At 71.9% G+C, this 26769-nt stretch carries 20 protein-coding genes and 1 pseudogene; 16 read left to right on the forward strand and 5 right to left on the reverse strand.

Translation table 11 applies throughout. The features are described 5' to 3' along the window. Positions 1-157 precede the first annotated feature (157 nt). Positions 158-3556: a BTAD domain-containing putative transcriptional regulator gene (locus tag ACWC09_RS04080; RefSeq protein ID WP_450848244.1), complete on the forward strand. Its 3399-nt coding sequence runs from the start codon at positions 158-160 to the stop codon at positions 3554-3556. A gap of 9 nt (positions 3557-3565) precedes the next feature. Here the strand turns inward: ACWC09_RS04080 and ACWC09_RS04085 are convergent, their stop codons facing one another. From ACWC09_RS04085 to ACWC09_RS04095, 3 genes are all read right to left on the reverse strand, one after another. Then, a complete protein-coding gene (locus tag ACWC09_RS04085) occupies positions 3566-4234 on the reverse strand; it encodes a hypothetical protein (protein WP_450848245.1) in 669 nt (222 codons plus the stop codon). Further along, the gene (locus ACWC09_RS04090; RefSeq protein WP_450848247.1) at positions 4231-6030 is read right to left on the reverse strand and encodes a serine/threonine-protein kinase; all 1800 of its coding nucleotides are present in this window, start codon (positions 6028-6030) and stop codon (positions 4231-4233) included. Before ACWC09_RS04090 ends, ACWC09_RS04085 begins: the two co-directional genes overlap by 4 nt. Positions 6031-6209: 179 nt before the next feature. Next, positions 6210-9599 carry a BTAD domain-containing putative transcriptional regulator gene (locus tag ACWC09_RS04095; protein WP_450848303.1) on the reverse strand — a complete coding sequence of 1130 codons (3390 nt, stop codon included), beginning with the start codon at positions 9597-9599 and terminating at the stop codon, positions 6210-6212. A 620-nt stretch (positions 9600-10219) separates the two neighbouring features. Here ACWC09_RS04095 and ACWC09_RS04100 point away from each other — a divergent pair. The 3 genes from ACWC09_RS04100 (at position 10220) to ACWC09_RS04110 (ending at position 12271) form a co-directional block, all read left to right on the forward strand. Then, positions 10220-10948, forward strand: a complete 729-nt coding sequence (locus tag ACWC09_RS04100) for a DUF4232 domain-containing protein (protein ID WP_450848249.1) — start codon at positions 10220-10222, stop codon at positions 10946-10948. 59 nt (positions 10949-11007) lie between these two features. After that, positions 11008-11142 (forward strand): hypothetical protein, encoded by a 135-nt coding sequence (locus ACWC09_RS04105; RefSeq protein ID WP_450848251.1) that lies wholly within the window; start codon positions 11008-11010, stop codon positions 11140-11142. Positions 11143-11332: 190 nt separating this feature from the next. Beyond that, the gene (locus tag ACWC09_RS04110) at positions 11333-12271 is read left to right on the forward strand and encodes an SGNH/GDSL hydrolase family protein (RefSeq protein ID WP_450848253.1); all 939 of its coding nucleotides are present in this window, start codon (positions 11333-11335) and stop codon (positions 12269-12271) included. A gap of 114 nt (positions 12272-12385) precedes the next feature. Here ACWC09_RS04110 and ACWC09_RS04115 read toward each other — a convergent pair whose 3' ends face one another. After that, positions 12386-12913, reverse strand: a complete 528-nt coding sequence (locus ACWC09_RS04115; RefSeq protein ID WP_450848255.1) for a hypothetical protein — start codon at positions 12911-12913, stop codon at positions 12386-12388. A gap of 326 nt (positions 12914-13239) precedes the next feature. On the opposite strand from ACWC09_RS04115, the pseudogene ACWC09_RS04120 reads away from it, so the two are divergent. The 9 genes and pseudogenes from ACWC09_RS04120 to ACWC09_RS04160 form a co-directional block, all read left to right on the forward strand. Continuing rightward, positions 13240-14688: pseudogene (locus ACWC09_RS04120) on the forward strand (FAD-dependent oxidoreductase); the annotation flags it as partial. Between the two features lie 109 nt (positions 14689-14797). Further along, the gene (locus tag ACWC09_RS04125; RefSeq protein ID WP_450848257.1) at positions 14798-15400 is read left to right on the forward strand and encodes a flavodoxin family protein; all 603 of its coding nucleotides are present in this window, start codon (positions 14798-14800) and stop codon (positions 15398-15400) included. Between the two features lie 14 nt (positions 15401-15414). Further along, entirely contained in the window at positions 15415-16104 is a 690-nt protein-coding gene (locus ACWC09_RS04130) for a HemK2/MTQ2 family protein methyltransferase (protein WP_450848258.1), read from the forward strand. Beyond that, positions 16088-16300, forward strand: a complete 213-nt coding sequence (locus tag ACWC09_RS04135; RefSeq protein WP_450848260.1) for a CDGSH iron-sulfur domain-containing protein — start codon at positions 16088-16090, stop codon at positions 16298-16300. Before ACWC09_RS04130 ends, ACWC09_RS04135 begins: the two co-directional genes overlap by 17 nt. After that, positions 16300-17367 carry an iron-containing redox enzyme family protein gene (locus tag ACWC09_RS04140; RefSeq protein WP_450848262.1) on the forward strand — a complete coding sequence of 356 codons (1068 nt, stop codon included), beginning with the start codon at positions 16300-16302 and terminating at the stop codon, positions 17365-17367. Before ACWC09_RS04135 ends, ACWC09_RS04140 begins: the two co-directional genes overlap by 1 nt. A 47-nt stretch (positions 17368-17414) precedes the next feature. Beyond that, positions 17415-17675: a ribbon-helix-helix domain-containing protein gene (locus ACWC09_RS04145; RefSeq protein ID WP_450848264.1), complete on the forward strand. Its 261-nt coding sequence runs from the start codon at positions 17415-17417 to the stop codon at positions 17673-17675. Then, entirely contained in the window at positions 17672-18115 is a 444-nt protein-coding gene (locus ACWC09_RS04150; RefSeq protein WP_450848265.1) for a PIN domain-containing protein, read from the forward strand. The genes ACWC09_RS04145 and ACWC09_RS04150 overlap by 4 nt, the downstream gene beginning before the upstream one ends. A gap of 404 nt (positions 18116-18519) precedes the next feature. After that, positions 18520-20166, forward strand: a complete 1647-nt coding sequence (locus ACWC09_RS04155) for a hypothetical protein (RefSeq protein ID WP_450848267.1) — start codon at positions 18520-18522, stop codon at positions 20164-20166. A gap of 265 nt (positions 20167-20431) precedes the next feature. Beyond that, positions 20432-21484: a metallophosphoesterase gene (locus tag ACWC09_RS04160; protein ID WP_450848269.1), complete on the forward strand. Its 1053-nt coding sequence runs from the start codon at positions 20432-20434 to the stop codon at positions 21482-21484. Between the two features lie 243 nt (positions 21485-21727). Here the strand turns inward: ACWC09_RS04160 and ACWC09_RS04165 are convergent, their stop codons facing one another. Continuing rightward, the gene (locus ACWC09_RS04165) at positions 21728-22771 is read right to left on the reverse strand and encodes a LacI family DNA-binding transcriptional regulator (RefSeq protein WP_450848270.1); all 1044 of its coding nucleotides are present in this window, start codon (positions 22769-22771) and stop codon (positions 21728-21730) included. Positions 22772-23380: 609 nt separating this feature from the next. Between ACWC09_RS04165 and ACWC09_RS04170 the strand changes: the two genes are divergently transcribed. The 3 genes from ACWC09_RS04170 to ACWC09_RS04180 all read left to right on the forward strand — a co-directional run bounded on the left by ACWC09_RS04170 (position 23381) and on the right by ACWC09_RS04180 (position 26716). Then, complete coding sequence (locus ACWC09_RS04170) at positions 23381-24736, forward strand: ABC transporter substrate-binding protein (protein ID WP_450848272.1); 1356 nt, start codon at positions 23381-23383, stop codon at positions 24734-24736. Positions 24737-24833: 97 nt separating this feature from the next. Then, a complete protein-coding gene (locus ACWC09_RS04175) occupies positions 24834-25817 on the forward strand; it encodes a carbohydrate ABC transporter permease (protein WP_450848274.1) in 984 nt (327 codons plus the stop codon). Beyond that, a complete protein-coding gene (locus tag ACWC09_RS04180; RefSeq protein ID WP_390667040.1) occupies positions 25814-26716 on the forward strand; it encodes a carbohydrate ABC transporter permease in 903 nt (300 codons plus the stop codon). Before ACWC09_RS04175 ends, ACWC09_RS04180 begins: the two co-directional genes overlap by 4 nt. The last annotated feature ends 53 nt before the right edge of the window (positions 26717-26769 follow it).

Genomic DNA, 26769 nt, shown 5'->3' on the forward strand with positions numbered 1-26769 from the left:
GCGCTGCGGCCTTGCGGAGCGACCGCCCGTGGTTTCCTTCACCAGGGTGTACTGCGGATCCGCCCGGTTCACACTGCCGGGACTCCGTGCGGCACATGTGGCGTTGGCGAACCGATGTTCTGGTTTGATGCGCTGTGTGTCGCTACACGAACTGCGCATGACCGTGCTGGGTGGGGTAGGGGCCGCGTTCCGGGGCCGCCCGCTGGAGCTGGGCGGCCGGCGGCAGCGTGCGGTCCTCGCCCTGCTGATCGTCGCCCGGGGCTCCGTGGTCACCCGGGACCGGCTGGTCGAAGGGGTCTGGGGCGGCAGGCCGCCGCTGAGCGCCGCCGCCTCGCTGCAGGCCCATGTCTCCCATCTGCGGCGCTGTCTGGAGCCGGAGCGGGAGGCGAGGGCACGTGGGGGCGTCATCGTCAGCGAGCGGACGGGGTACGCGCTGCGGCTGCCGGACGACGCGGTGGACGCCTGGCGGTTCGAGGAGGCGCTGCGGTCCGCCGCCGTGCACACCGACGAGGGCAGGCCGTCGGAGGCCGTGTCCGTCCTGGAGTCCGGGCTCGCGCTGTGGCGGGGCCCGGCCTACGCGGAGTACGCCGACGAGCCCTGGGCCCACCAGGAGTCGGCCCGCCTCGCCGAACTGCGCGAGCTGGCCCGCGAACGGCTGCTTTCCGCCCGCCTCGCCTGCGGCGAGGACGCCGTCCTCGTGCCGGAACTCGAAGCCCTGGTCTCCCAGGACCCCCTCCGCGAGGAACGCTGGCGTCTTCTCGCCCTCGCCCTCTACCGCGCGCACCGCCAGGCCGACGCACTCGACGCGCTCCGCCGCGCGAGGCGGCTGCTGCCCGCCGGACCGGGCACCCCGACGGCCGTCCTGCGCGACCTGGAGGCAGGGATCCTGGCCCAGTCGCCCGACCTCGACGCTCCCGCCCGCCGGGTGCCGGACACCGCCTCCGCGCCTGCCGGGACGGCCGCCCTGCCCGGAACAGGCCCGGCGGGACCGGTGCCGTACTCCGCCCCGCGGACCGATGTGCTCGTGGACCGCGCCCTCCAGATCGCCGCACTGCACGACAGCCTGCGCTCGGCCCTGGACGGCAGACCCCACGTGGTGCTCATCGAGGGGCCGGCGGGCATCGGCAAGAGCCGTCTGCTCAGCGAGGTGTCCGAGGCGGCGGCCGGGCAAAGGGTACGGACCCTGACCGCGAGGGGCAGCCAGCGGGAGAAGGACTACGGCTACGGGGCCGTACGCCAGTTGTTCGAGCGGGTGGTGAGCGAGAGCGAGGAGTCGCTCCTCGCCGGGTCCGCCGTCGCGGCGGGGGCGGTCTTCGGGGCGGTGCGGGGGCCCCAGCCGCAGAGTTTCGCGGTGCTGAACGGGCTGTACGAGCTGACGAGGAAGCTGGTGCGGGCGGCGGGACCGCTGGTGCTGGCCGTGGACGACCTGCAGTGGTGCGACAGCGGCTCGGTGCGGTTCCTGGCGTATCTCGCGGGCCGGCTGGAAGGGCTGCCGGTGCTCATCGCCGCCACGCTGCGGACGGGGGAGCCCCAGCAGGGCGAGGAGTTGCCCGGGACCTTGACGACGGACCCCTCGGTGGTGCGGATCAGGCCCACGCCGCTGACCGCGACCGGGGTCGCCGGTCTCGTACGGCAGACGCTCCGCGAGGAGCCGCACGAGGAGTTCACCGCGGCCTGCCATCGCGCCACGGCCGGGAACCCGCTGCTGCTGCGGCAGTTGCTGCGGGCCCTGCACTCGCGCGGGACCCGGCCCGATGCCGCGCACAGCGGGGAGGTCGCGGAAACCGGGGCGCGGGCGGTGTCCGGGCTGGTCCTGGGCCGCCTCGCGCGCCTGCCCGAGGGGGCACGGGCCGCGGCGCGGGCGGTGGCCGTGCTCGGGGACGGGGCGGCGACGCTCGCCGAGGTGGCGGCACTCATGGAGCGGCCGGAGGCGGAGGCGGCCCGGGCGATCGTGCCGCTCGTGCAGGCCGAGATCCTGCGCGAGGGCCACCCGTACGCCTTTGTGCACCCCCTTGTCGGGGAAGCCGTCTACCGCGAACTTCCTCCCGGAGAGCGGCAGTTGTGCCATGAGCGGGCGGCCGGTGCGCTGTCGGCCGCCGACGCGCCGCCCGAGCGGACGGCGGCCCAGCTGCTGCTCGCCCCGCACCGGGGCGACCCGCACGTCGTGGACGTCCTCTGCGCGGCGGCCCGGGAGGCCGCGGGCCGGGGCGCCCCCGACGCCGCCGCCACGTACCTCACCCGCGCGCTCGACGAACCGCCCGCTCCCGAACTCCGCCCCGAGGTGCTGCTCGGACTCGGGCGCGCCGAGACGCTCGGCAACGGTCCGGCCGCCGTGGAACACCTGCGCCAGGCGTACGACACCCTTGCCGACCCGGGCCGCAGGGCGGTGGCCGCCCTGCTGCTCGCCCGGATCCTGGTCTTCGCCGGCGGCCACGGCCAGGCGACCGAGTTCGCCCGCAGGGCGGCGGCGGAGCTGCCCGTCGAGCTGAGCGACGAACGACAGGGGCTGCTGGCGCTGGAGCGCATCAGCGGGTTCATGCACGGCCTGGACCCGAAGCTGTGGCGGACCGTCGAGGACCCGGTCGTCGAGGGCGAAGGCCCCGGCGCCCGGATGCTCGCCGCCAACCTCTCCCGGGAGGCGGCGTCGGACGGCAGCGACCGGGCCCGGGCCGTAGCGCTCGCCCGCTTCGCCGTCGCCGACGGAGTGCTCCAGGCGGCCGGTGAGGAGATGCTCTGGTACACCGCCGGCATCGTCCTGCACCTCGCCGACGAGGAGGTCGGCGAGCTCTGGGACGCCGCGGTGGTCCGCGCGGTCGAGCGAGGCTCGCTGTTCTCCGTCCTCGCCACGCATCTGTGGCGCGGCTTCACCCAGTGGAACCACGGCGCCCTGGACGCGGCACGGCGGTCACTGGAGACGGCGGTCGGGCAGTCGGAGATCTGGGGCCTCGCACCGGGCGCCCCGCAGGGCCGCACCTTCCTGACCGCCGTCCTGCTGGACCTGGGCGACACCGCCGGGGCCCGCGCCTGCCTGGAGCGGATGCGCGGCTGGATCCGGGGCGCGGAGGGCCGGCGGCTGCTCGGGGAGAGCGAGGCACGGGTGCTGAACGCCGAGGGACGGTACGGGGAGGCGCTCGCCGCCCTCGACGACGTACGGCACCTCCAGCCCGCCGTGGCCAACCCGGCGTGGTGGCCGTGGTCGCTGCTGCGGGTGCAGGCGCTCGCGGGCGCCGGCCGACGGACCGAGGCGCTGACCCTGGCCGAGGAGCAGCTGAAGGTCGCCCAGGGCTGGGGAGCGCCCAGCACGCTGGGGCGGGTGCTGCGGATCGCCGGAGAGCTGCGCGGGCCCGAGGGCGAGCCCGAACTGCGCGAGGCGGTCGCCCTGTTGGCGCCCGGTCCGGCGCGCCTCGAGTACGCCCGCGCGCTGTACGCCCTCGCCGGACACGCGCCTCAGGAAGAGGCCGCCGCCCTGCTGAGCCGGGGGCGGTCCATCGCTCGGGAGTGCGGGGCGGCGGGTCTCGTGGCCGCGATGTCCGAGACCCGGGACAGCCCTGCTTGAACCCGGTGGTCAGGAGCAGTCGTACGTGAAGCCGGCCGAGGCCGTCTGCCGGTTCGGCGCGAGCACTTCGAGGGTGGCGGTGGCCTTCATCGTGCCGCGGCCGTCGAAGCTCCAGCGCAGGACGACCTCGGAGCGCTCGACGTTCCTGCCGACCTTCTGGTGGAGGATTTCCGAGGCCGTGCCGTCGCTGCGCTTCCAGCGGTAGTCGACGGTGCCGGGGTGGCCGTCGGTCCTCAGGACGCCGGTGACCGGGACCGTCTTCGCACAATGGCCCACCTTGGGCACGGTGACCGTGGCGCCCAGCACGTGCAGGGGATCGGAGGGCGAGCAGGAGCGCAGGCCCACCACCACGGCCACGACGACGGCGACCACGACCAGCAGGGACCGCAGCTCGCGCCGCCACCACGGCCGACGGCGCCGGGCGCTCGCCTGGGACGGCACCTCCGGGGTGATCGTGCCCCGCCAGATGCCCGTCGCGCGGTCGTCGGCCGTGCCCGTCGCACCCGGCACTCCGGGTCCGAACCGGGTCTCCCCCTCGCCCGCGTCCGAAGGCGGGAGGTGCCGGGTCGCGGCCGGATCCGCCGGTGGGAGGGTGGCGGTGAGATCCGGGTCGTCGGGGCGGACCGGCGGATCGGTACGGGCGAACCGCAGTCGGGGGTCCTCGGAAGGTGTGCTCATCGGGGCGGGTCGCAATCGACGGGTGCGGCGGTGGACTGGAAGGAGCCGTTGCCCGAGTCGGCGGCCGGGTCGGTGGTGACCTCGACGCCGAGGTAGTCGTAGCGCGTCGGGATGGCGAAGGAGTGGGGGTAGCGGTTCGAGATCTGCGTCTTCCCCTTGGGCAGCGCAACCGAGTCGGTGGCCACAACGGTCCCGACCGCGCCGGCCGAGTCGCTGACGTACCAGCTGAGGTAGAGCGTGCCGTCGGCGGCGCCGTCGGTCGTCACGCTGACGGAGGCCACGATGGTGCAGGCCGCCGAGGTCGGGCCGACCGCGTTGATCTGTACGGACTTCACATCGAGGGTGGGCGCGGGTGTGGACGTGGTGCCGCCGCTCGTCGTCGTACCGCCGCCGCTCGTCGTCGCGCCGCCACCGGAGGTACTGCCGCCGGTGGTTCCCGTGCCGCCGCCCGTGGTGCCCGTACCGCCGCCCGTCGTGGTCGTCCCTCCCGTGCCGGACGATCCGCCGCCCGTGCCGCCCGCCCCACCGGACGCGGACCCGCCGGACGGTCCGGCCGTGCCGGGCGAGGCGCTGTCGTCCCCGGACGCCGACGCGGAGGGCGACCCGGTCCCCGAGGGCGACGAGGAAACGTCCGACGCCGAAGGGGTCCCGTCGGGGGAGTCGGCCGACCCGCTCGGAGCGGTGCCGCCTCCGGATCCGTCCGACCCGGGACCGGACCCGGAGGCGTTCGTCCTGCGGTCTCCGCCGACCGCGCCCGTGGCGACCGCCGTCACCGCGACCCCGCCGACCACCAGCACGACCCCCGCCGCCACTCCGGCCAGCATCTTCCCCCTCCGGCCGGGCAGCCGCCGGGCGCCCGGCCCGAGGGTGGTCGTGGCCAGGGCCGTCGTACCCGAGGCCGTACCGTCGGCCAACGGGAAGAGGAGGAGCAACAGGGCGGCGAGCGCGGCGAGTTCGCGTCGGCCGCGCTCCTCCCAGTCCTCGCTGTACGCGGCCATGGCGACGGCTTCGAGCTCCTCGACGAACGCCGCCGCGCTCTCCGGGCGCTCCTCGGGCGTCTTGGCCAGGCCTCTGCGGATCAGCGGGCGCACCGGCTCGGGGGCCAGTTCGTCCGGAATCGGCGCCTCGATGTGCTGGATGGCCAGCTCGGCCAGTGTCTGGCCGGGGTAGGGCTTCATCCCGGTCAGGCACTCGAAGAACGTCGCGGTCGCCGCGTACACGTCGGTCGCCGGTCCGGCCGCACCGCCGGTCCACTGCTCGGGCGCCATATAGGTCGGGGTGCCCGAGGCGTTGGCCGCCACCCCGCTCGGCACGGCGATGCCGAAGTCCACGAGCTTGGAGGAACCGTCGGCGGCGACCAGGACGTTGTCCGGCTTGTAGTCGCGGTGCACGACCCCCGCCGCATGGGCGGCCGCGAGGCCGAGCAGTGAGCCCTTGAGGACGACGAGTGCGGCCTCGGGGGTCGTGGCGCCGTGCTCTCGGAGCAGCTTGCGCAGCGGCACGCCGTCCACGAGCTCCATGACGATGGCGGCGCCGCGCGGGCTCTCGACGTACTCGTACAGCTCGACGACATGGGGGGAGCGCAGCTCGCCCAGCAGCCGGGCCTCGGCGCGGAAGACCCCGCGGAAGGCGGGGTCGTCACGGAGCTGTTCGGCGAGGTACTTGATCGCCACGTGGGTACCGGTCGTGTCGTGAGTGGCCAGGACCACCCGGCCGCTGGCCCCGGAACCCAGCTCCTTGACCTGTGTGTAGCCGGGTACCGCCCACTGGCCCCCGTCGCGTGTCGCTTCGCTCATGTTCTTCGCCCCCCGGCCCGTCCCCCGGGCCACCCCCGTTCGTTCTGTGGTGTGTCTGACGCGTGCTACGGCTGATTCGGTTGCGGACTGGATGATGCGCCGCCGGTCTTGCGAACCGCTTGCAAGCCGATCGCAAGTCGGCCGTCTGATGCTCGGCCCGACGGCCCGTCGGACGCCGGTCACGCTGGGGGGAATCGGCGTCCGACGGCGTCGTGAGTGATACCCCCGCAGGTCAAGGCAGCCAGGGACTGCTGGGCGCGGGCCCGCTCAAGGCGGGCCGGGCCGTCGGCCAGCAGGGCGAGCGCCTCCCGGAGTTCGGGTCCGCCGTCGAGCCCGCGTGCCTCGCCGAGCAGCCGCAGCACCCGGCCGACGGTGCCGGGCGCGCCCCACCTGCGGGCCATCAGGAGCTGCTCCCGTGCCAACCGCTCGGCCGGCTCCCGCTCACCCAGCCCGGTCAGCGCCCGTACCCGCAGCAGTTCCCCGTCCCACCACACCGGGTTCACCACCGCCGGCTGGAGATGCCGTACGCCGTCGAGCACGGCCAGCGCCTGAGCGCACCGGCCCTCGGCGATCAGCACCCGCGCCTCGCTCTCCGCGCGGAGCCGCGCCCCCTCGGCGCCCCCGGCCCGCGCCCTCATCCGCTCCAGACAGGCACGCGCACCGACGGTGTCCCCGAGGTCCAGCAGCACCCCGGTCAGGAACGCGCGGCACTGCGGGGCACCGGGCGTGACCCCCCACGCGCCGAACTGTTCGAGCGCGGTCTCGAGCGACCGGCGGGCCCGGTGCAGCTCGCCGTGCCGCCACTGTGTGAACCCGTTCCACAGGTGCGCCGAGAGCGTCCCGATCAGCGACCCCCGCTGCCCGGCGTACGTCAGCGTCTCCTCCCACAGCAGCCTGACGTCGTCGTCGGCCAGGTGCAGCACGACCCCCGCAGTGCACCACGAGAGCACCTTTCCGCTGCGCAGCAGCACCCGGTCGGTGAGCGCGAACCGGGCCGAGGCGACGGCCGCGGCGCGGTCGAGGCCCCACACGGTGGCGTCCCTCGCCGCCTCGGCGGCGAGCATGCGGGCGCCGGGCCCGTCCCCGACGGGAGTCGGCGCCGGGACATCCGGGCCGCCGCCCACGGTGTACAGCCCGTGCGCGAAGGCGCCGAGCCGCGCCAGGGCCAGCAGCCCCTGCCGCTCGTCGGCCGTATCCACCGTATCCGCCGTGTCGTCCGCGGCGGCCTGTCCGGTGGGCAGCTCCGCCGCCGCCCGGGCCGCGAACTCGGCCGCCTCGCCGGGCCTGCCGGTGTAGATCAGCGTCTGCGCGAGCAGGCGCGCGGCGCCGGCTCCCCGGGGCGACGTCTCGTACGCCTCCCGCAGGTGACGGGCCGCCGCAGGCCCGTCGACGAGTGCTTCGGCCCGCCCCAGTTCCAGCAGCACCTCGGGCCGGACGTCCGGCGCGGGCGGCTCGAGCAGCGCGCGGGTGAGCAGGGTGGCGGCCGCGTCGTTCGCGCCGCGGGCGGTCGCGCGGGCCGCGGCGGTGCGCAGGACGCCGACCACCCAGGGGTCGCCCCGGTAGGGGACCAGGAGCAGATGCGCGGCGGTCCGCTCGGGAGCCGCACCGGCACGGTCGAGGAGCCTTGCCGCCCTTTCGTGCAGGTCCGGACGCTCCCGCGGTGACACCGTCCGCAGCACGGCCTCGCCGGCCAGGGGGTGGACGAAGGCCAGCGGGTACTGGTCACGGACCACTTCGGCCCGTACGAGGGCCGCCGTCGCCGTGGCCACGTCCTGCTCGGACAGTTCCGTGAAGGCGGCGACCGTCGGCAGCGAGGCCCCGCCGTCACCGCTGCCGCCGTCGAGAACCGCGACCGCCCGTACGACGGCCGTGGCGGCGGACGGCAACCGGTCCAGCACGGTGAGCACGAGGTCGGAGACGGCACGGACGCCCGACTCCTCCACGGCGCGCGGGCCCGTGCCCGTCGTCTCCAGCGCCCCGAGCACGTGTGTCAGCAGCAGCGGCAGACCGGCCGACACCCGGTGACAGGCGCGTTCGAGCTCCCCGTCCACCGCGGCACCGAGCAGCCGGCGCACGAGCAGGGCGACACCTCCCGCGCTCAACGGCTCGGGCCGGATGTGCACCACCGTCGGGTCCTGCACGATGTCGGCCAGCACCTGCTCGTCCTCGCGGCGGACAGGGGGCTCCCCGGCGCGCAGTGCGGTGACGACGAGGACCGGCAGGGTCTGGATACGCGGCAGCAGATGGGCCAGGAAACGCAGGGACGCCGTGTCGCACGACTGGAGGTCGTCCACGAGGAGGAGCAGGGGGCGCCGCGCGGGGCGGTCGTCGGTGACCAGGCGCTCGACGATCCGGTAGAGCCCGTGCAGGACGTCGAAGCCGTCGGGACCGTCGGCGGCCTGCCCGTCGAACACCGCCGTAGCAGTGGCCGGCAGCGTGCCGTCGGGCCCGGCGGCCACCGCGCCCAGCAACCGGCGTACGACGTCGGGGGGATCGCACGGTCGGGTGCCGGGGGAAAGCTGCACGTCACCGGACTGCTGACGGTGCCGCTCACGCCGCATGGAACCCGGCGCCGCCTCCGCGTGGGCCCCCTCCGGACCGTCACCGACGTCCAGCACCCGTACGCCCCACTCCCTGCCGAGCCGCCCCGCCTCTGCCAGCAGTGCGCTCCGCCCGATCCCGGCAGGGCCCTGCACACACGCCAGCCCGCCGCGGCCCGCGACCGCGTCCGACAGGCAGTGCCGCAGCTCGGCCAACTCCTTTTCCCGCTCGACGAGTCGGCCGAACACGAAGGCGGGCACAGACACAGGCGCGGACGTGGGCGGAGCAGACGGCAGGGGTGCGGCGAGACGCGGCGCGTGGGACAGGACCTCGGCCTCGACGCCGCGCAGGGCGGGGCCGGGGTCGATGCCCAGCCGGTCGGCGAGGGTGCGGCGGGCGCGGCGGAGCACGGAGAGGGCGTCGGCCTGGCCGTGCGCGCGGTAGTGGGCGAGGGCCAGCAGGGACCAGCGCTCCTCGCGCAGGGGTTGTCCGGCGACGAGGTCCTCCGCTTCGGTGAGCAGCGCCTCGGTGTGCTGCCCGCACTCCAGGCGGGCGGCCAGTAGCTGTTCCCGTACCACCTCACGCAGTTCTCCCAGGCGCGCCGCCTCCGTCCGCGCCCACGGCCCGTCCGCGAACCCGGCGAAGGCCGGGCCCCGCCAGAGAGCGAGCGCCTCGGTGAGCAGGGCCACCCGCTCCGTCGGCGGCACGGACTGCCCGGCCTGCTTGAGCAGCGCTTCGAACCGCCAGGCGTCGACCTCGTCCGTGGCGAGACGGATCGCGTAGCCGGTGCCTTCCCGCACGATGACACTGCTGCGGGTACCGGCCGGCCGGGCCGGTTCCAGTTGCCGTCGCAGCCGCGAGACGTACGCCTGCAGAGCACCGACCGCGCTCGGCGGCGGCTCCTCGCCCCACACGACGTCGATCAGCCGGTCGCCCGTGACCACGGCGCCCCGTGCCAGCACCAGCAGCGCGAACAGCGCACGGGGCCGGGGCCCGCCGAGGCTCAGGGCCCGTCCGTCGTGCGTCACGGTCAATTCACCGAGGACACCCACCCGGAGACCGGCAGCCCCGCGGGGATCCGGTCCCGGGGCGCTCGGTCTCGGCCCCTCTTCGGCGGCGTACTCCATACGTCCCCACTCACTGTCGGCCGTTCGACCGATTGCACCATGCCAGGAAGCCGACGGACATGCCCCTGTTCGCATCGGTATGGCCGTACGTACAGGGCTGATGAGCATGAGACGGCGTGGGCGCGCTCCGCGTTCGGACGCGGGCCGGGCCGACCTGACCCGGGCCGGCCGGGTGGACCCCACGATCGCGCACGCTCACCGGCACGTGGCCGGGACCCGCAGACGGGGCCCACGTCTGCGACCAGCTGATGGTCCAGGTCGATCATGACTTCGGGATGTGCGTCCGCGGGGTCGCCGCCACACCCCATCCGGGTACTGCCCGACGATCTGCTGCCCGTTCCCCTCGACCCCCGCGTCCCATTCCCCCGTTCCAGAGACCCTGTGTTCGCCCTGGTCAGAGCGCATTTCGGCGTTCCAGCGTCCCCAACTCCCCGCCGGGCGTGGCGGTTGGGACGGATCACGTCACAAGCTTCGGTCATCCAGTCACCACCGCCACCCGAACACCGAAGGGGCACCACAACATGTCCAGGTTCCGCACCTCCCGCGCCCGTCTCGTCGCCGCCGCCGCGACCACCGTCCTCGCAGCTCTCTCCCTGACCGCGTGCAACGACGGAACGGGCGCCAACGACGAGGGTGCGGCGGCGACCACCTCCACGAGCCCGTCGTCCGACGCGGCCTCCCCCTCGGGCGCGAACTCCAACTCCACCGGCTCCACGGGCTCGACGGGCTCCTCCGGCGGCACGTCCACCGCCGGGTCCACCACGGCCGGTTCGAAGCCCGCCGGCGGCGCCTCCGCGTCGAAGGCGCCCGGCTCGACAGGCAAGCCGGTCACCTGCGAGGGGTCCAACACCAAGACGGTCGCGGCCCCGCTGAGCCGCCCTGTGAACCACATGCTGCTCACGGTGACCAACACCGGCAGCAAGACCTGCTTCCTGTACGGCTACCCGGCCCTCCAGTTCACCGACGCCCAGTCGGTGCCGCCGGTCATCAAGGACTCGCAGCCGCAGGCGGTCGTCACGCTGGAGCCGGGCCAGTCCGGGTACGCCTCCGTGAGCCTGTCCGCCACCGACGGCAGCGGCACGAACGGCCGCACGGTGAAGTCCCTGACCGTCTACTTCTTCGGCCGCTCCCTCAGCGAGAACGTCGGCAAGGCCGCCAACCCGGCGCTGCCCGCCAAGGGCGTCCACATCGACGACTCGCTCAAGGCCACGTACTGGCAGCAGTCGATGAGCGACGCCACCAACTGGTGACACCTGAGCGCCCGTTCGACGAACAGCACCTCATGGACCCGGAAGGCAGGTAACCCAGTATGCGCAGCAGAACTCGCAGGATCTCCCGCTTCGTCACCGCCTACATCGGCGCGGCCTTCCAGGTCGTCGTCCTGGGCACCACGGGCCACGCGGCGGCGGAGGCGGGGGTCCTCCGCCGCGGCCACGCGGTCTGAACTCTCCATCGCAACCGGTGAGTTGCGTACGCGTCACTGTCGGCGAACGCCGGCCCTCCGGATGTCCTGGTTCTGTCACGCAACGGCCATCACGTGGTTCCACCAGTAACCACGTACCGCCACTGCGTGCTCTCCTCCCACAACACCGCAGCGGACCACACCTCATGAACCATGCAGACAGGAGAAGCTTGTGGCAGCGGACACACTCCGACGAAACGCCCTGCTGGCCTGTGCGGCCCTGGTGGTGGGTGCCCTCACCCTCACGGCCTGCGGCGGCAGCGCGACAGCGGACGGCTCCAGCCGGCAGTCGAAGGAGCAACTGGCCCTGAGCGCCGACTCGGTCACCACGAAGACCGCTCGGGCGGGGACCGCCTCGACCACGGCGGCCGGTCTCGACTACGTCGCGATGGGCAGCTCGTTCGCTGCGGGCCCGAGCATCCCACCCCTGCAGTCCAGCAGCGGGGCCGCCGCGTGCATGCGGTCGGGCAACAACTACGCGAGCATCGTGGCCCGTGACATCGGGGCGAACCTGACGGACGTCACCTGTAGCGGCGCCACCACGGCGAACATCCTCACCACCAACCAGGGTTCGCAGCCGCCGCAGATCAACGCCGTGAACAGCGGGACCGACCTGGTCACGATCACCATCGGCGGCAACGACGTCAACTACCTGGGCAGCATGGTCACGTACTCCTGCCAGAACAGCGGCGGCACGAACTGCGGCACCGTGGACCAGGCCGCGATCAACACCGCCCTCGGTTCGGTGGGCCGGCGGATCGAGAACGTCGTGAACGCCGTCCACGCCAGGGCCCCGCAGGCACGCGTCCTCCTGGTGAGCTACTCCACCCTCCTGCCCGACACCGGTGGTTGCACCGGTGTACCACTCACCGCCGACCAGCGCGTGTTCGAGCGCACCGTCGCCGTCCGTCTGGCACAGGCGTACATCGACGCGGCGAACGACACCGGGGCGACCCTGGTCCGCTTCGCCACCGCCAGCCACGGCCACGATGCCTGCGCGGCCGACCCGTGGGTGGAGAAGTACAAGCCGGCCTCGGGACGGACCACGTACCACCCGAACGAGGCCGGCATGAAGGCCGCGGCCTCCCTGGTGAAGTCCGCGCTGGGGTGAAGCCGGGCGCGGAGTTCAATCGGTGGGCGAGCGAGGGCGGCACCTGCACCTTCACCGGCACCCGCGCGGTGCAGCGGAAACCGACCTTCGACCCGTTCGTCTTCCCGCTCCGCGTCAGCCGGTGAGCAACCTGTCGCGGACCGCTCTGACGCGTAGCTCCTCCAGTGTGCTGATCTGCCGCTCGGCCCGTGCGATCAGTCCGTCGAGCTCCTTCTCGTCGAGGCGTCCGTCCGCCTCGGCCAGGGCGCGCAGCGTGCGCCAGCCGAGCTCCTTGCCCTTCACTCCCAGCCGGAGGAATTCGAGTTCGATCACCAGCGTCAGAGGTGAACGCCTGTAGAGGCGCCCGTTGCTCTTGAGACGCCCCAGTCGCTCGGCCACGCCGGATGCTGCGACCTTGTAGCGGCGCTTCGGCACACCCAGCCTCCGCATGATGCGCAGCAGGCTCGCACGGTCCTCGGCGATCTCGCCGGCGAGGTGCCGCAGCGGTTCCGCGAAGGGCGGGTCGCGGTGCGATCGGGCCATGTACAGAGAGCGTCCGGCTCCGACCGTGGAACCCGCCAGATGGTCGTTGAGGTAGATCCCGAGCAGGTCCGTGCGGACCCTGTGGATCTGCGGACGGGTGCCCGGCATCGGTGTCGTCATGGCTCGTGCCCTCGCTTCCCTCCGCCCGCGTGCGGCATCCTCACGGAACGTCCGACCGCGGACTGCCTCAGCTGCGACCTTCACCTTGCCGACCACTGCCCGTGCCGGGTCCCCGCGCACGATCCGGGTCCCCGCGCACGATTCCACCGAAACGGACCAAAAGGGCGTGACGGTCACGCGTACCGCGAACATGCCGGTGCGTGTCGCCTCGGCAGCGAGGGAACTCGGCGGCCATGAACAGCGAGCAAGGACTCCGGGGGCGTACGGGATCGATACCGCACCGGGCGGCGAGCCCGCTCCCCCGCTGTCCGGGGGCCTCACCGTCGATGTCGCGGTGGTGGGCGGCGGCATGGCGGGGCTCAGCACGGCATGGGAGCCGGCCCGGCGCGGGCATGGGGTGGCCGTGCTGGAGGCCGAGCGGATCGCCGGCGGGGTCACCGGCCACACGACCGCCAAACTGACCGCGCTGCACACACTCGTCTACGACCACCTGCGCCGCACCCGCGGCCGCGAGGGCGCGCGGCTCTACGCCGACTCGCAGTCGGCGGCGATCCGCCGCGCCGCCGAGATCGTCGGCGACCTGGGTATCGACTGCGAGTGGGAGGAGGCCGCGGCCTGTACGTACGCCGAGAATCCGGAGCACGTCGCGCAGGTGCGGGCGGAAGCGGAGGCGGCTCGCGACGCGGGCCTGCCGGCCGAGTTCGTCACCGGCACCGAGCTGCCCTACCCGGTGGCAGGCGCGGTACGAGTGGGCGGCCAGGCTCAGTTCCATCCCGTGAAGTACCTGCACGCACTCGCCGAGGACCTGCGCCGACACGGCGGCACCGTGTACGAGGGGACGCGCGTCACCGGTCTCACCGAAGGCGAGCCGTGCGTCCTGTCGACCGACGCGGGTGCGGAAGTGCGGGCGCGCGAGGTCGTCGTCGCCACGCACTACCCCGTCTTCGACCGGGCCCTGCTCTTCACCCGGCTCTCCCCGCGCCGAGCTGGTCGTCGCGGGGACCCTCGACGCCGACCGGGCGCCGCGCGACATGTACATCACCCCCGAACAGCACACCCGGTCCGTGCGCAGCGCCCCCTACGCCGACGGCAAACGCCTGCTGATCGTCACGGGCGAGCACTTCATCCCCGGCGCGCCCGGCGGTACCGACGTCGAGGAACGCTTCGCCCGCCTGACCGCCTGGGCCGACAGCCGGTTCACGGGCCTGACGCCCACCCACCGCTGGGCCACCCAGGACAACGACTCCACCGACTCGGTTCCCGTGGTAGGACCGATGCACCCGGGCAGCCGCCACACCTACGTGGCCACCGGCTTCGGCGGCTGGGGCCTGAGCGGCGGGATCATGGCCGGCCTCCTGATCGCTGACCTCGTCGAAGGCCGGGAGGTGGAATGGGCGGCCCTGTACGACCCGCGCCGACTCGGTTCCGTGGTCCGTGAAGGCATGTCGTTCCTCAAGCACCAGGCACATGTGGTCAGGCACTTCGTCGGTGACCGGCTGCCGCCCGTCACGGCACCCGCACCCGAGGACGTCGCCCCCGGAGACGGAGCGGTGCTGCGCGTGGGCGGCCACCTGTGCGCGGTCCACCGGGACGACAGCGGTCAGCTCCATGCGGTCTCGGCCCGTTGCCCCCACCTCGGCTGCCTCGTCGCGTTCAACCGCGCGGAACAGGCATGGGAGTGCCCGTGCCACGGGTCCCGCTTCGCCACCGACGGCCGCATCCTCCAAGGTCCCGCCGTCCGGCCGCTGGAGCAGCGCGAGATCCGGTCGGCGTGACAGCCCCCGCCGGGCTCGCTCGTTACGACGGCGGCCCCGGGGTACCCGTGTGACACGACGGGCCGGATCCGGTCCGCGCGCATGACTCTCACCAACGTGGAGAGCACCCGTGAAAGCCCTCGTCATCAACGGCACGCCGAAGACATCCCCCGGACCCTCCAACACGGAGGCGCCGGCCTCGGCGGTCGCCGCGCGGCCGGCCGAGCTGGAGGTGAAGACGGAGTCTGTGAGTGCCGTGGACCTGGCCCTCGCCCCCGGCGTGGTCACGGACGCGGGCGACGGCGGCGAATGGCCGGGCGTGCACGACCGGCTCCTCGGCTCCGAGATCCCGGTCGTCGCCTCGCCGACCTGGCGGGGCCGGCCGCCGTCGATGGCGCAGCGGGTGCTGGAGCGGATGGACGCGATGATGTCCGGGACCGGCGGCGAGGACCGCCCCGTCGCCTGCAACCGGGTCGCGGGCGTGGTCGTCACCGGGAACGAGGACGGCGCCCACCACGTCATCAGCGAGATCTCCGGCGCTCTCACGGACATCGGCTGCACGGTCCCGGGCCAGGCGTGGGCGCACGGGCACCTCGGACCCGGACCCGGCCCCGACTACCTGAAGGAACAGCGCGGCCGCGACCGGGCGCACAGCACCGGCCGCACGAGGGCCGACAACCTCTGCGGAGTCGCCCGCGCACTCGCCGAGCGGCCGTTGAAGGCGTCGAGCTGACCAGGGGCACCGCGATGGCAACCGACTCCCTCGTCTCCCCGCCCCGGTTCCGCGGCTGGATCCCGCCGGGCGTCTACCGGCCGCAGGCCGACACCGGGCTGCTCGGCCGGGCGCTGCGCCGGGAGCGGATCACCGGCCGGACCGAGGTCCTGGACCTCGGCACCGGCAGCGGTGCCCTCGCGGTGGAGGCGGCCCGGCTCGGCGCGCGGGTGACCGCGGTGGACATCTCCTGGCAGGCGCTCGCCGCGGCCTGGTGCAACGCCCTGCTGAACGGGCAGACGGTGCTGGTGCGCCACGGTGACCTGGCGTCCGCCGTGCCGGGCCGCCGGTTCGACCTCGTGGTCACCAACCCGCCATACGTCCCGGCCCCACCCGCCGACGGCCCACCCCGGGGCCGCGCCCGGGCCTGGGACGCCGGTCCCGACGGCCGGCTGCTCATCGACCGTATCTGCGCGACGGCACCGGCGGTCCTGCGCCCCGCGGGGAGGCTGCTGATGGTGCACTCCCACCTGAGCGGCGTCGACGAGACCCTGGCCCGGCTCCACGCGGCCGGGCTGCACGCCCAGGTCGTCGACCGTACCCGGCTGCCCTTCGGCCGCGTACTGCGCTCCCGGCTCGGCTGGCTCCGCGAACGCGGCATGGTGACCGACAGCGCCGACCGTACGACGGAGGAGCTGGTGGTGATCCGTGCCGAACAGATCTGAACACCCCCGCCGCATCCGCATCCAGCGCGACGGTCCGCTCCTGGTGGAGGGGCCGGTCGAAGTCGTGGGCGAGGACGGCGAGGTGCATGTGTCGCAGCGCTTCACAGCGGCCATCTGCACCTGCCGCCGCACCCGGACCCCGCCATGGTGCGACACCAGCCATCGCCGCCGTACGAAACCGGACGAGGCATCGTGATGACGAACGTACGACTGCCGGAGCCCCGCGGCCCGCTCTCGGCCGCGCTCACCGCCGTACTGCGTGAACCGGAATCCGGCCTGCCCACGCTCCCCTCCGAGACCGACCCCTACGGCGACGACCTCCAACTCGCCCTGTACATCCTCTACGAACTCCACTACCTCGGCTTCGACGGCGTCCCCGACGACCGCGAATGGGACCCTCACCTCCTCACCCTGCGCGCCAGGTTGGAGGAGTGCTTCCTCGGCGCGCTGCGCGCGGACGTACCGATCGACGCGTCCGACACCGCCGGGCAGGCCCTGGACGAGCTCCAGCTCGAACCGATCGGCGAGGTCGACGGCAGCCTCTCCCACTTCCTGCGCGACCACGGCACCCTCGACCACTTCCGGGAGTACGCCGCGCTGCGCTCGCTCTACCACCTCAAGGAGGCCGACCCGCACGCCTGGGTCATCCCCCGGCTGCGCGGACGGGCCAAGGCCGCCATGGTCGCCGTGGAGTTCGACGAGTTCGGCGCCGGCCGCGCCGACGAGATCCACGCCCAGCTCTTCGCCGACCTCATGGCGGACCTGGGCCTGGACACCACCTACGGCCACTACGTCGACGCCGCACCGGCCGAGGCCCTGACCACCGTCAACCTGATGTCTCTGTTCGGCCTGCACCGGGCCCTGCGCGGAGCGCTCGTCGGCCACTTCGCGACCGTCGAGATCACCTCTTCCCCCGCCTCCCGGCGTCTGTCCGAGGCCCTGCGCCGCATGGGCACCGGCCCGGCGGCCGTCCGCTTCTACACCGAGCACGTCGAGGCGGACGCGGTGCACGAACAGGTCGTACGGCACGAGGTGGTCGCCGGACTGCTGGCGGACGAGCCGCAGTTGGACGCCGACGTGGTCTTCGGGGTACGGGCGACCGGCCACTTGGAGGCCCGGCTGGCCGCCCGGCTGCTGGCAGCGTGGCGCGATGGCCGTTCCGCGCTGCGTACGGGCCCATCTCCCCAGGATCGGTCCGGCACCGCGACCGGGCCTGTGAGGGCAGCTCGGCGTCCCGGCAGCCCGACTGAGGAGGACGACTGAGGAGGACGACTGATACATCAATCCAGTACATGGACTACGCTTGGTACATGTCCATGAAGCGCACGAACGTCTATGCCGACCCCGAAGACCTGGCGATCATCAAGGAGGCGGCCAAGCGCCGGGGCATAAGCGAGGCCGAGATCATCCGTCAGGGGATCCATCTCGCGGCGATGGCGAACCGGGTCTGGGACGAGCCGCTGTTCTCGCGGACGTTCGAGGGGCCGGGTCGTACGGCGTCCAAGGCCGAGGTCCGTGACGCGGTCGCCGGCGCGGTCCGCCGCGAGACGGACTCCGGAACCGAGGCGTGATCATCGTCATCGCGGACACGTCCGGCCTTCTGGCCGCTCTCGACTCCAGGCACCCGGAGCACGGAGCGGCGAACGAGGCGATCATGGCGGCCGGGCTCCTGGTCATGTCCCCGCTCCTGCTGGCGGAACTCGATCACGTGGCCACGCGTGAGCTGGGGCGCGCAGCAGCTGTCAGCGCGGTCGACGACCTGCGGCGTTGGATGAGCCGGGGCCGGGTCGTCCTGCCGGAGATCACGGAAGACCACCTGGGCGCCGCACAGTCTGTCCGAGTCCGCTACGGCGCGCTCGACCTGGACCTCGCCGACGCCGTGAACGTGGCGCTCGCCGCGGACTACGACACCGACGCGATCCTCACCCTCGACCGCCGGGACTTCCGCGCCGTGCGACCCTTGGGCCGGCACAAGGCGTTCCGGGTTCTGCCCGACGACCTCCCGCTCTGACACGAGATCCCCTGCGGTCAAGCACCTGTATCCGCAAGCGGTTTGGTCCCTTCCGTTCGCGACGTGTGGTGCGCGTCCGGCACTGTGCAGGACGGGCAGGCTGAGTGCAGTCCCAGGTCAGCGCGGTGCTGCACAGCGAGCGGACTGCATCCGCAGAGTGCTCGTACCCTCGTGCCCAATCTTCGGGCCCAGAGACGCGGAGGCACGGGACCTCGGAAGGGGAGAGGCCGACGCCACTGATAGTGCTGCTGCGCACAAGCCGCCTCTCCGCTGCCGTACAGCCTTGCCGGGCAAGACCGCGCGATGTTCACGAATCATCAATCGGACTGACACCGATCCAGCCATCGTGTGACGGCGGCTGTGACTTGACTGTGTGCCCTCGCTCATCCGGAAGGTGATCGCACATGGCCAAGAAGAGACGTGGCCGCGTTGTCGCAACAGCGGTGGCGACGGGCGCAATCGGTGCCGGCCTCGCACTGTCCTCCGGTGCGGCCGACGCCAGTGGCGGCGTGGCCGCCTGGTCGTCGGTGCCGGCTGTCACCGACGCCCGCGGCGTGACCGCTCCGAACGTCCTGTCGCCCGGGCTCACCGAGCACCCCGTCGCGCAAGGCTCCCTGAAGCTGGAGAACCCGACCGACCAGGTCCCGTACTACGGATACCTCGGCGACGGCACGCTGCTGCCCGACCCCGACATCAAGCAGGCCCCGGGCGTGAAGATCGAGGCCGGCAAGACCGAGCCCGACAAGAACACCTACCTGAGGCTGTCCGGTCAGCACGGCGCCGACGCGTCGTACCGGTACGGCACGCACTTCCTCTTCCAGGGCCACGAGGGCGGCGAGGCCGGATACATCACCCGCGTCAACCTCGACGCCGACCAGGCGCACCGGGTGACGCTGCTGGCCACCAAGGAGACCGACGGCACGAGCATTCCCGCCATCGACGGCTCCACCTGGGACCCCTGGGCCAAGCGGCTGCTGTTCACCTCCGAGGAGGGGACCGAGGGCGCCGTGCTCCAGGCCACCCCGGACATCAACTCGAAGGTCCAGGACATCTCCTTCGTCACCGGACGCGCCGGCTACGAGGGCATCCAGAACGACTCCGCCGGCAACCTGTGGATGGTCGAGGACAGCGGCGGAGCGATGGTCGCCAACAAGGCGAAGGTGCCCAACAGCTTCGTCTACCGGCTGATCCCCTACGACAAGCACGACCTGACCAAGGGCGGCAGGCTCCAGGCGCTGCAGGTGGTCTCCCGCCACAGCGGTTCGCCCATCACGTACCAGAACGTCGACAGCGCGCACCCCACCGGCGGAGCGCTCACCGACGACGAGAAGGATCTGACCAACTACGGTCCGGCCCTGAGCACCCACTGGGTGACCATCCACGACACCAAGACCGACACCAGTGGCAAGGCGTTCGACGCCAACGCCCTGGCGAAGGCGGCCAAGGCGACCCCGCTCAAGCGTCCGGAGAACGGCCAGTTCCGCCCCGGCACGGACTTCCGCGAGTTCTATTTCGACGCCACCGGCGACACCAACACCACCAGCACGGCCAATGACGGCTACGGCGGCTGGGGCACCCTCTACAAGCTCACACAGAGCGACCCGCGCTCGAACGACGGCAAGCTCAGCGTCTTCTACGCCGGCGACAAAGCGCACACCGGCATCGACAACGTCACCTTCCTCGACCGCACGCACGTCGCGTTCGTCGAGGACGCCAGCGACACCGTGCACACCCAGCGGGGCGCCTTCGACTCCGGATACGTCTTCGCCACGACGACCGACTACTCGCGCGGCGCACAGCCGGTGCGCTTCCTGGCCGAGGGCCGCGACCCCTCGGCCACCCTGGACAACATGCTGTCCGCGGTGAACGGCGGCATCCAGAACGACGGTGACAACGAGATCACCGGCATCCACGTCTCCGACGGCGACCCGGGCACGGACGGCATCCTCGGCGCCAAGGTACCGACGCTGTTCCGTGACGGCTGGCGGCTGTTCTGGACCCAGCAGCACGGCGACAACACCACCTGGGAGATCACCCCGGACGACAAGTAGGCGTGCGGCCGGTTGGGGCGGGACGGCGACCGATGCTCACGTCCCGCCTCACTCGCCCATCGGCCACCGGAGCGCTGACAAGAGTTCACCGCCTGTCCGTTCGCCCACGGACCTTGAGGCCAACCGGGGCCGCCAGACTCCCCGCCGGGCCGATCAGCTTGTGCCGCCCGCGCCGCTGCGGGCCGCACAGCTTCCCCCACGCCGGCCGCTGACCAGCCGTGCCCCCGGCCCACCCGGGGGCCGCTCGACCGTGAGGGAGAACCCGATGAGATCGTGGCGCCACACCCTGTCCGCCACAGCCGCCCTGAGCCTGCTCACGCTCGCCGTGTCCACCGGAACCGCCTCGGCCGGCCCGGACACCGCCGACACGGCCACCACCCACGACGACACGCCGTTCACTTTCGCGGTGTTCGGCGACATGCCCTACGGCGACGCCGAGATCGCCGACTTCCCGCACGTCATCAGCGAGATCAACGCCGACCCCGACGTCACCTTCGTCACGCACCTCGGGGACATCAAGAACGGCTCGTCGGTGTGCAGCGACGCGTACTTCCAGATGATCAAGTCGGACTTCGACCAGTTCAAGGACCCGCTGGTGTACACCGTGGGCGACAACGAGTGGACCGACTGCCACCGGCCCAACAACGGCTCCTACAACCCGCTTGAGCGTCTCGCCAAGATCCGCCAGGTGTTCTTCCCCAGCCCCGGCCGGACCCTGGGCCAGAACAGCGTGCCGGTGACCTCGCAGGCCGACGAGGGTGTCCCGGAGGACGTCCGCTACACCCGTGCCGGCGTCGCCTTCGCCGCGCTCGACGTGGTGGGCAGCAACAACAGCATGGCGCCGTGGACCGGAAACACCCAGCCCACCCCCGAGCAGGCCGCCGAGGTACTGGCCCGCACGGCGTCGGTGACCGAGTCCATCCACGACACCTTCGCCTCGGCCCGCCGCCACCACGACCGGGCCGTCACCCTGATGATGCAGGCCGACATGTTCGACCCCACCGTCAGCAATCCCTCCTACGCCGACTACTACGCCTTCCAGCCGATCGTCGCCGCCATCGCCCGCGAGTCGGCCGCCTTCGACGGCCCGGTCTACCTCTTCAACGGCGACAGCCACCTCTACAACAGCGACCAGCCGCTGGCCGCCGGCTCCTCGTGGCTGTCCTTCTACCACCTGACCGCCGCGGTGCCCAACCTGCACCGCGTCACCGTCGACGGCTCCAACAACGCCAAGGACTACCTGAAGGCCACCGTCCAGCCGCACAACCCCCAGGTCCTCAGCTGGACCCGGATTCCCCTGGACGGCTCCGGCTCCTGACTCTTCAGCCGACGCCGGAGTCCCTACCCGGGGCCCGGCGCCGGTGCCGGAAGTTCTGGGCAGTCGTCCGAGTAAGCGGCGCTTGTCTACCAGCACTCGGACGAGGAGCAGCAGAAGAGGTCGTCGCCGCAACTCGCGCTCTCAGCTTGGGAAGCGACGGCGCTTGCGGATGTGGGTGGCTTCTGACCTGTGCGGATTTTCCTCTCTCTGAGGTGATCGAGCACCGGGCATGCGCCCGCATGCTCACGATCGGTCAGCTGCCGCCGCCTGTCGCCCGATGGTGCTGGCTCTGGGAATCAGCCGGTGCGGCGCCCGGATCTCCATGCCCGGGACGGGGGTCGAGCTGCCGATCCGCTTGAGCAGTCGTTCCACCGCCGTCTCCGCGATCACCTTCTTGTCCGGGGAGACCGTGGTGACGGACGGATTGGAGTAGCGACCGTCCTCGATGTCGTCGTAACCGACGACGGCGACGTCCTCGGGGACGCGCAGTCCGCGGGAGGCCAGGGTGTGCAGAGCGCCCAGGGCGACCAGGTCGCTGTAGCAGAAGACCGCGTCGGGCGGTTCCTCCAGGTCGAGCAGGTGGGCCATGGCCGTCGCGCCGTCGGCGCGGTTGAAGCGCGGGGTGGAGACGACGAGTTCCTCGCGGACGGGCAGACCGGCCCGCTCATGGGCCAACCGGTAGCCCCGGGTGCGCAGTTGGGCCGCCTCGCCGGTGCGGTAGGGCTGGTCGCCGATCGCGGCGACGTGGCGCCGGCCGAGGCCGAGCAGATGCTCGGTCGCCTCCAGGGAGGCAGCTACGTCGTCGATGCCGACGTGGTCGAAACCGCCGTCGCTCACCCGCTCGCCGAGCACGACGAGCGGCAGGCTCGGGTCGCGTTCGGTCAGGTCGGACTGGGCGAGGCCGAGGGGGCTGAAGATGACGCCGTCGAAGAGCAGGTGCTGGGAGCCGCGGCTGAGGAACAGCTTCTCGTGCTCGGCGTCGCCGTCCGTCTGGTCGATCAGGACGTTGTAGCCCTGGACGCGGGCCGCACGGATGATGCCCTGCAGCAGTTCGGCAAAGTACGGGGTGTCCAGGTACGGCACCACCACCGCTATCTGGCCCGAGCGGCCTGCGGCGAGGTTGCGGGCCAGGACGTTGGGCCGGTAGCCGAGCTTGTCCACGGCCTGCTGAACCCGGAGGCGGGTGGCCTCGGCGACGGGCGCGTAGCCGTTGACCACGTTGGACACGGTCCGGCTGGAGACGCCGGCGAGCTCCGCGACGTCGCGGAGTGTGACGCCCTTTGCCATATGCCACCTTCATCCCGGATGTCGGTTTCAGCGCTGAAATTTTCCTCCAAGAGGTCCCCTGTGCCTCTTGCAGCGCGGCAACTTCTCGGTTAACACTTTTGCAGCGCTGCAGAGCGTAGCAGAAGGGCTTGAGCCAGTCGGATCAAGTACCCAGGGACCGTGACGGCGCCGCGCCACGGACCGGATCCCCGAGAGCGATCACGGGGATGAACAGTAGGAGCCGCAGTGGGACCAGCAACCTCTCACGGGCCGGGAGCCGCACCCGTCCTGACCGGGCATCACTCTTTACTCACCGCCGTCTGAGCCGTTTCCTGGCGCGCCCGCCGCGCTGATCACCGAGCCGTCTCTCCCCCCTCACCGACGTCACGCACGCTCACCCTCCCGCGTCGACCGACGTCCGCCCGCCGGCATCCGTAGGCGGGCAACCCCTGAGCGCTTCGCGCCCGAAGCGCCCGCCCTTCACCGGGTCCGGCGTACCCGCACGCCCTCGCCCCGTTCACCGTCTTCACCCTCTTCACGCCGGTCCTCCGTATGCCCGGCGCACCTCCCTGCCCCCCGCACCTCCCGTACTCCGTCCTGCCCTCGGGCACCACACCCAGGAGATCGCTCATGTCGTCCAGCAGAAAGCCCCAGCTCCGTTCCCTCCGCCGGACCACGGTCGCGGCGACCTCCGCCGCCCTCGCCGGTGTGCTTCTCGCGGCCTGCGGAGGCGGGGGCGGCAGCTCCAGCGGCGGCGCGCAGAGCGGTCCCGTGCACATCAAGGTGTGGGCCTGGTACCCGCAGTTCAAGCAGGTCGTGGCCCAGTTCAACAAGACCCACAAGGACGTCCAGGTCGACTGGGTGCAGGCGGGCGTGGGCCAGGACGAGTACACCAAGCTGAAGACCGCGCTGAAGGCCGGCCAGGGCGCCCCGGACGTCGTCATGCTGGAGTTCCAGGAGCTGCCGACCATCCAGCTCACCAAGGGCCTGCTCGACATGGGCAAGTACGGCGCGAACGCCGACAAGGGCAACTACGTGTCCTGGGCCTGGAACCAGGCCTCCGACGGCGACCACGTCTACGCCATCCCGGTCGACGGCGGCCCGATGGCGATGATGTACCGGGCCGACCTCTTCAAGAAGTACCACCTCAAGGTGCCGACCACCTGGGCGGAGTACAAGGAGGAGGCGGCCAAGCTGCACAAGGCCGACCCCAGCGCCTACATGACCGACTTCGGCAGCGACGAGACGGCCGCCGGCTGGCGCCAGGGCCTGATGTGGCAGGCGGGCTCCCGCCCCTACACGTACTCGGCGAGCAAGCTGCCGGACATCGGGGTCAAGCTCAACGACGACAACGCCAAGAAGGTGTACGGGTACTGGGGCGACCTGGTCAAGAACAAGCTGGTCGACACCCAGTCGTACGCCACCACGGACTTCTACAACGGCCTGAGCACCGGCAAGTACGCCACCTACATCGCGGCCGGCTGGGGCCCGGGCTACCTCTCCAGCGTCGCCGCCAAGACCTCCGGCAAGTGGCGCGTCGCCCCACTGCCGCAGTGGACGGCGGGTGCGGGCGCCCAGGGCGACTGGGGCGGTTCGAGCTTCTCGGTGACCTCGCAGACCAAGCACCCCAAGGAGGCCACGGAGGTCGCCCGGGAGCTGTTCGGCACCTCCCAGGCGGCCTGGAAGATCGGCATCGACCAGGCCTACCTCTTCCCGCTGTCCAACCCGGTCCTCAACGGGGCGTACTTCAAGTCCAAGAAGTACGACTTCTTCGGCGGCCAGCAGATCAACTCGGTGTTCGTGCCCGCCGCGAACGGCATCTCGACCTTCGACTGGAGCCCGTTCCAGGACTACGCCTACAACACCGACACCAGTGAGGTGGGCAAGGCCCTCCAGGGCCAGACCGCCTGGTCGTCCGTCAACGACAACGTCCAGCAGCAGGTGACCTCCTACGCGGGCAAGCAGGGATTCAAGGTCAGCAAGTAACCGGCCCGAGTCCCGACTCCCCACCGCCCCCGCCGGCGCGTCCGCGCCCGACAGCTCCGCCGCCGGCGGGGGCCCGCACCACGCGCAAGGAGAAGTGATGAGCCTGCTCCGACAGCAGGGATCCACCGCGACGGCACCGCCAAGTGCCGTCCCCGCGAGGGGACTTCGCACTCCCGTGGCGGGCCGGCGCCCCGGCGGGCTGTCCGCCCGCACCCGGCACAAGGGCATGGGCCTGCTGCTGGTCAGCCCGTTCCTCCTGCTCTTTCTGGCCTTCCTGGTGGCCCCGCTGTGCTACGCCTTCTGGCTGAGCCTGAGGACCTCCACCCTGGTCGGCGGGGACCACTTCAGCTGGTTCGCCAACTACCAGCAGACCTTCACCGACCCGCAGTTCCTGTCCGGCGTGCGCAGAGTCGTCGTCTTCGGTGTGGTCCAGATCCCGCTGATGCTCGGCTTCGCCCTGCTGGGCGCGCTGATCATCGACGAGGTCACCAGCAGGCTCGCCAAGGTCTTCCGGATGACCCTGTTCATGCCGTACGCCGTGCCCGCGGTGATCGGCGCCCTGATGTGGGGCTTCCTCTACAGCCCGACCTTCGGCCCGGTGAACTCGATCAGCAACTCGCTCGGCCTCGGCAAGGTCGACCTGCTGTCGCACGGTCTGATGCTGACCTCGCTCGGCAACATCGTGACCTGGCAGTGGACCGGCTACAACATGATCGTCCTGTACGCCGCCCTGCAGGGCCTGCCCCGCGAGGTCTACGAGGCGGCGAAGCTCGACGGCGCCGGCCAGCTCCAGACGGCCCTGCGCATCAAGGTCCCGATGATCTCCTCGGCGCTGGTGCTCACCCTGATGTTCACCCTCATCGGCACCCTGCAGTTCTTCACCGAGCCGCGGGTCCTGGAGAAGACCGCCTCCTCGGTGATCACGCCGGACTACACGCCGAACCTGTACGCCTACAACCTGGCCTTCCAGTACTCGGAGTTCAACTACTCCGCCGCCATCTCCTTCTCCCTCGGAGCGGTGGTCTTCATCGGCTCCTACCTCTTCCTGTTCGCCACGCGCAAGAGGAGCGGACTGAAGTGACCACCGTCGCCGCACCCGCCGTAACCGCCGCCCCGGCCACCGGCCGTCGTCCGTCCGCCGCAGGTGGACGCGTCACCGTCAACGTGGTGATGGTCGCGATGATCCTGTACTTCCTGCTGCCGTTCTGGTGGCTGGTCGTCGCCGCCACCAAGGGCAACGACGCGCTTTTCTCCACCGCCGCCCTCTGGTTCCACTCGCCGGGCTCCTTCTTCACCAACCTCCAGCAGCTGTTCACGTACAACGACGGCGAGTACCTGCGCTGGATGGGCAACACCGCGATCTACGCCGGTGTCAGCGGCGTCGGTGCCACCGCCGTGGCGACCCTCGCGGGCTACGCCTTCGCCAAGTACCGCTTCCCCGGTCGCAACCTGCTCTTCTCCAGCCTCCTCGGCGCCATCATGGTGCCCGCCACCGCGCTGGCCATCCCCACCTATCTGCTGCTGAGCAAGGTGGCGCTGACCAACACCATGTGGGCGGTCATCCTGCCCCAGCTGCTCAACCCCTTCGGCGTCTACCTCGTACGGGTCTACGTCCAGGAGTCCCTGCCGGACGAGCTGCTGGAGGCGGCCCGCATGGACGGGGCCGGCGAGCTGCGCGTGCTGTGGTCGGTCGCACTGCCGACCCTGAAGCCGGCGCTCGTCACGGTGCTGCTGTTCTCCATGGTCGGCACCTGGAACAACTTCTTCCTGCCGTTGGTGATGCTCAACAACGACAAGCTGTTCCCGCTCACCGTCGGCCTGCAGTCCTGGTACGAGGGGGCGATGATCCAGTCCGGCGCAAACGCGCTGTTCACCCTGGTCATCGCGGGTTCCCTGGTGGCGATCCTGCCGCTGATCGTCACCTTCCTGCTCCTCCAGCGGTACTGGCGCGGCGGTCTGACCGTCGGAAGCCTCAAGTGACCTGACGGGCCCGCCCGTTCTCCCCTCTTCTTCGCGCACCTCCCGGAGCGACC

The sequence above is a fragment of the Streptomyces sp. NPDC001617 genome, assembly GCF_053596855.1.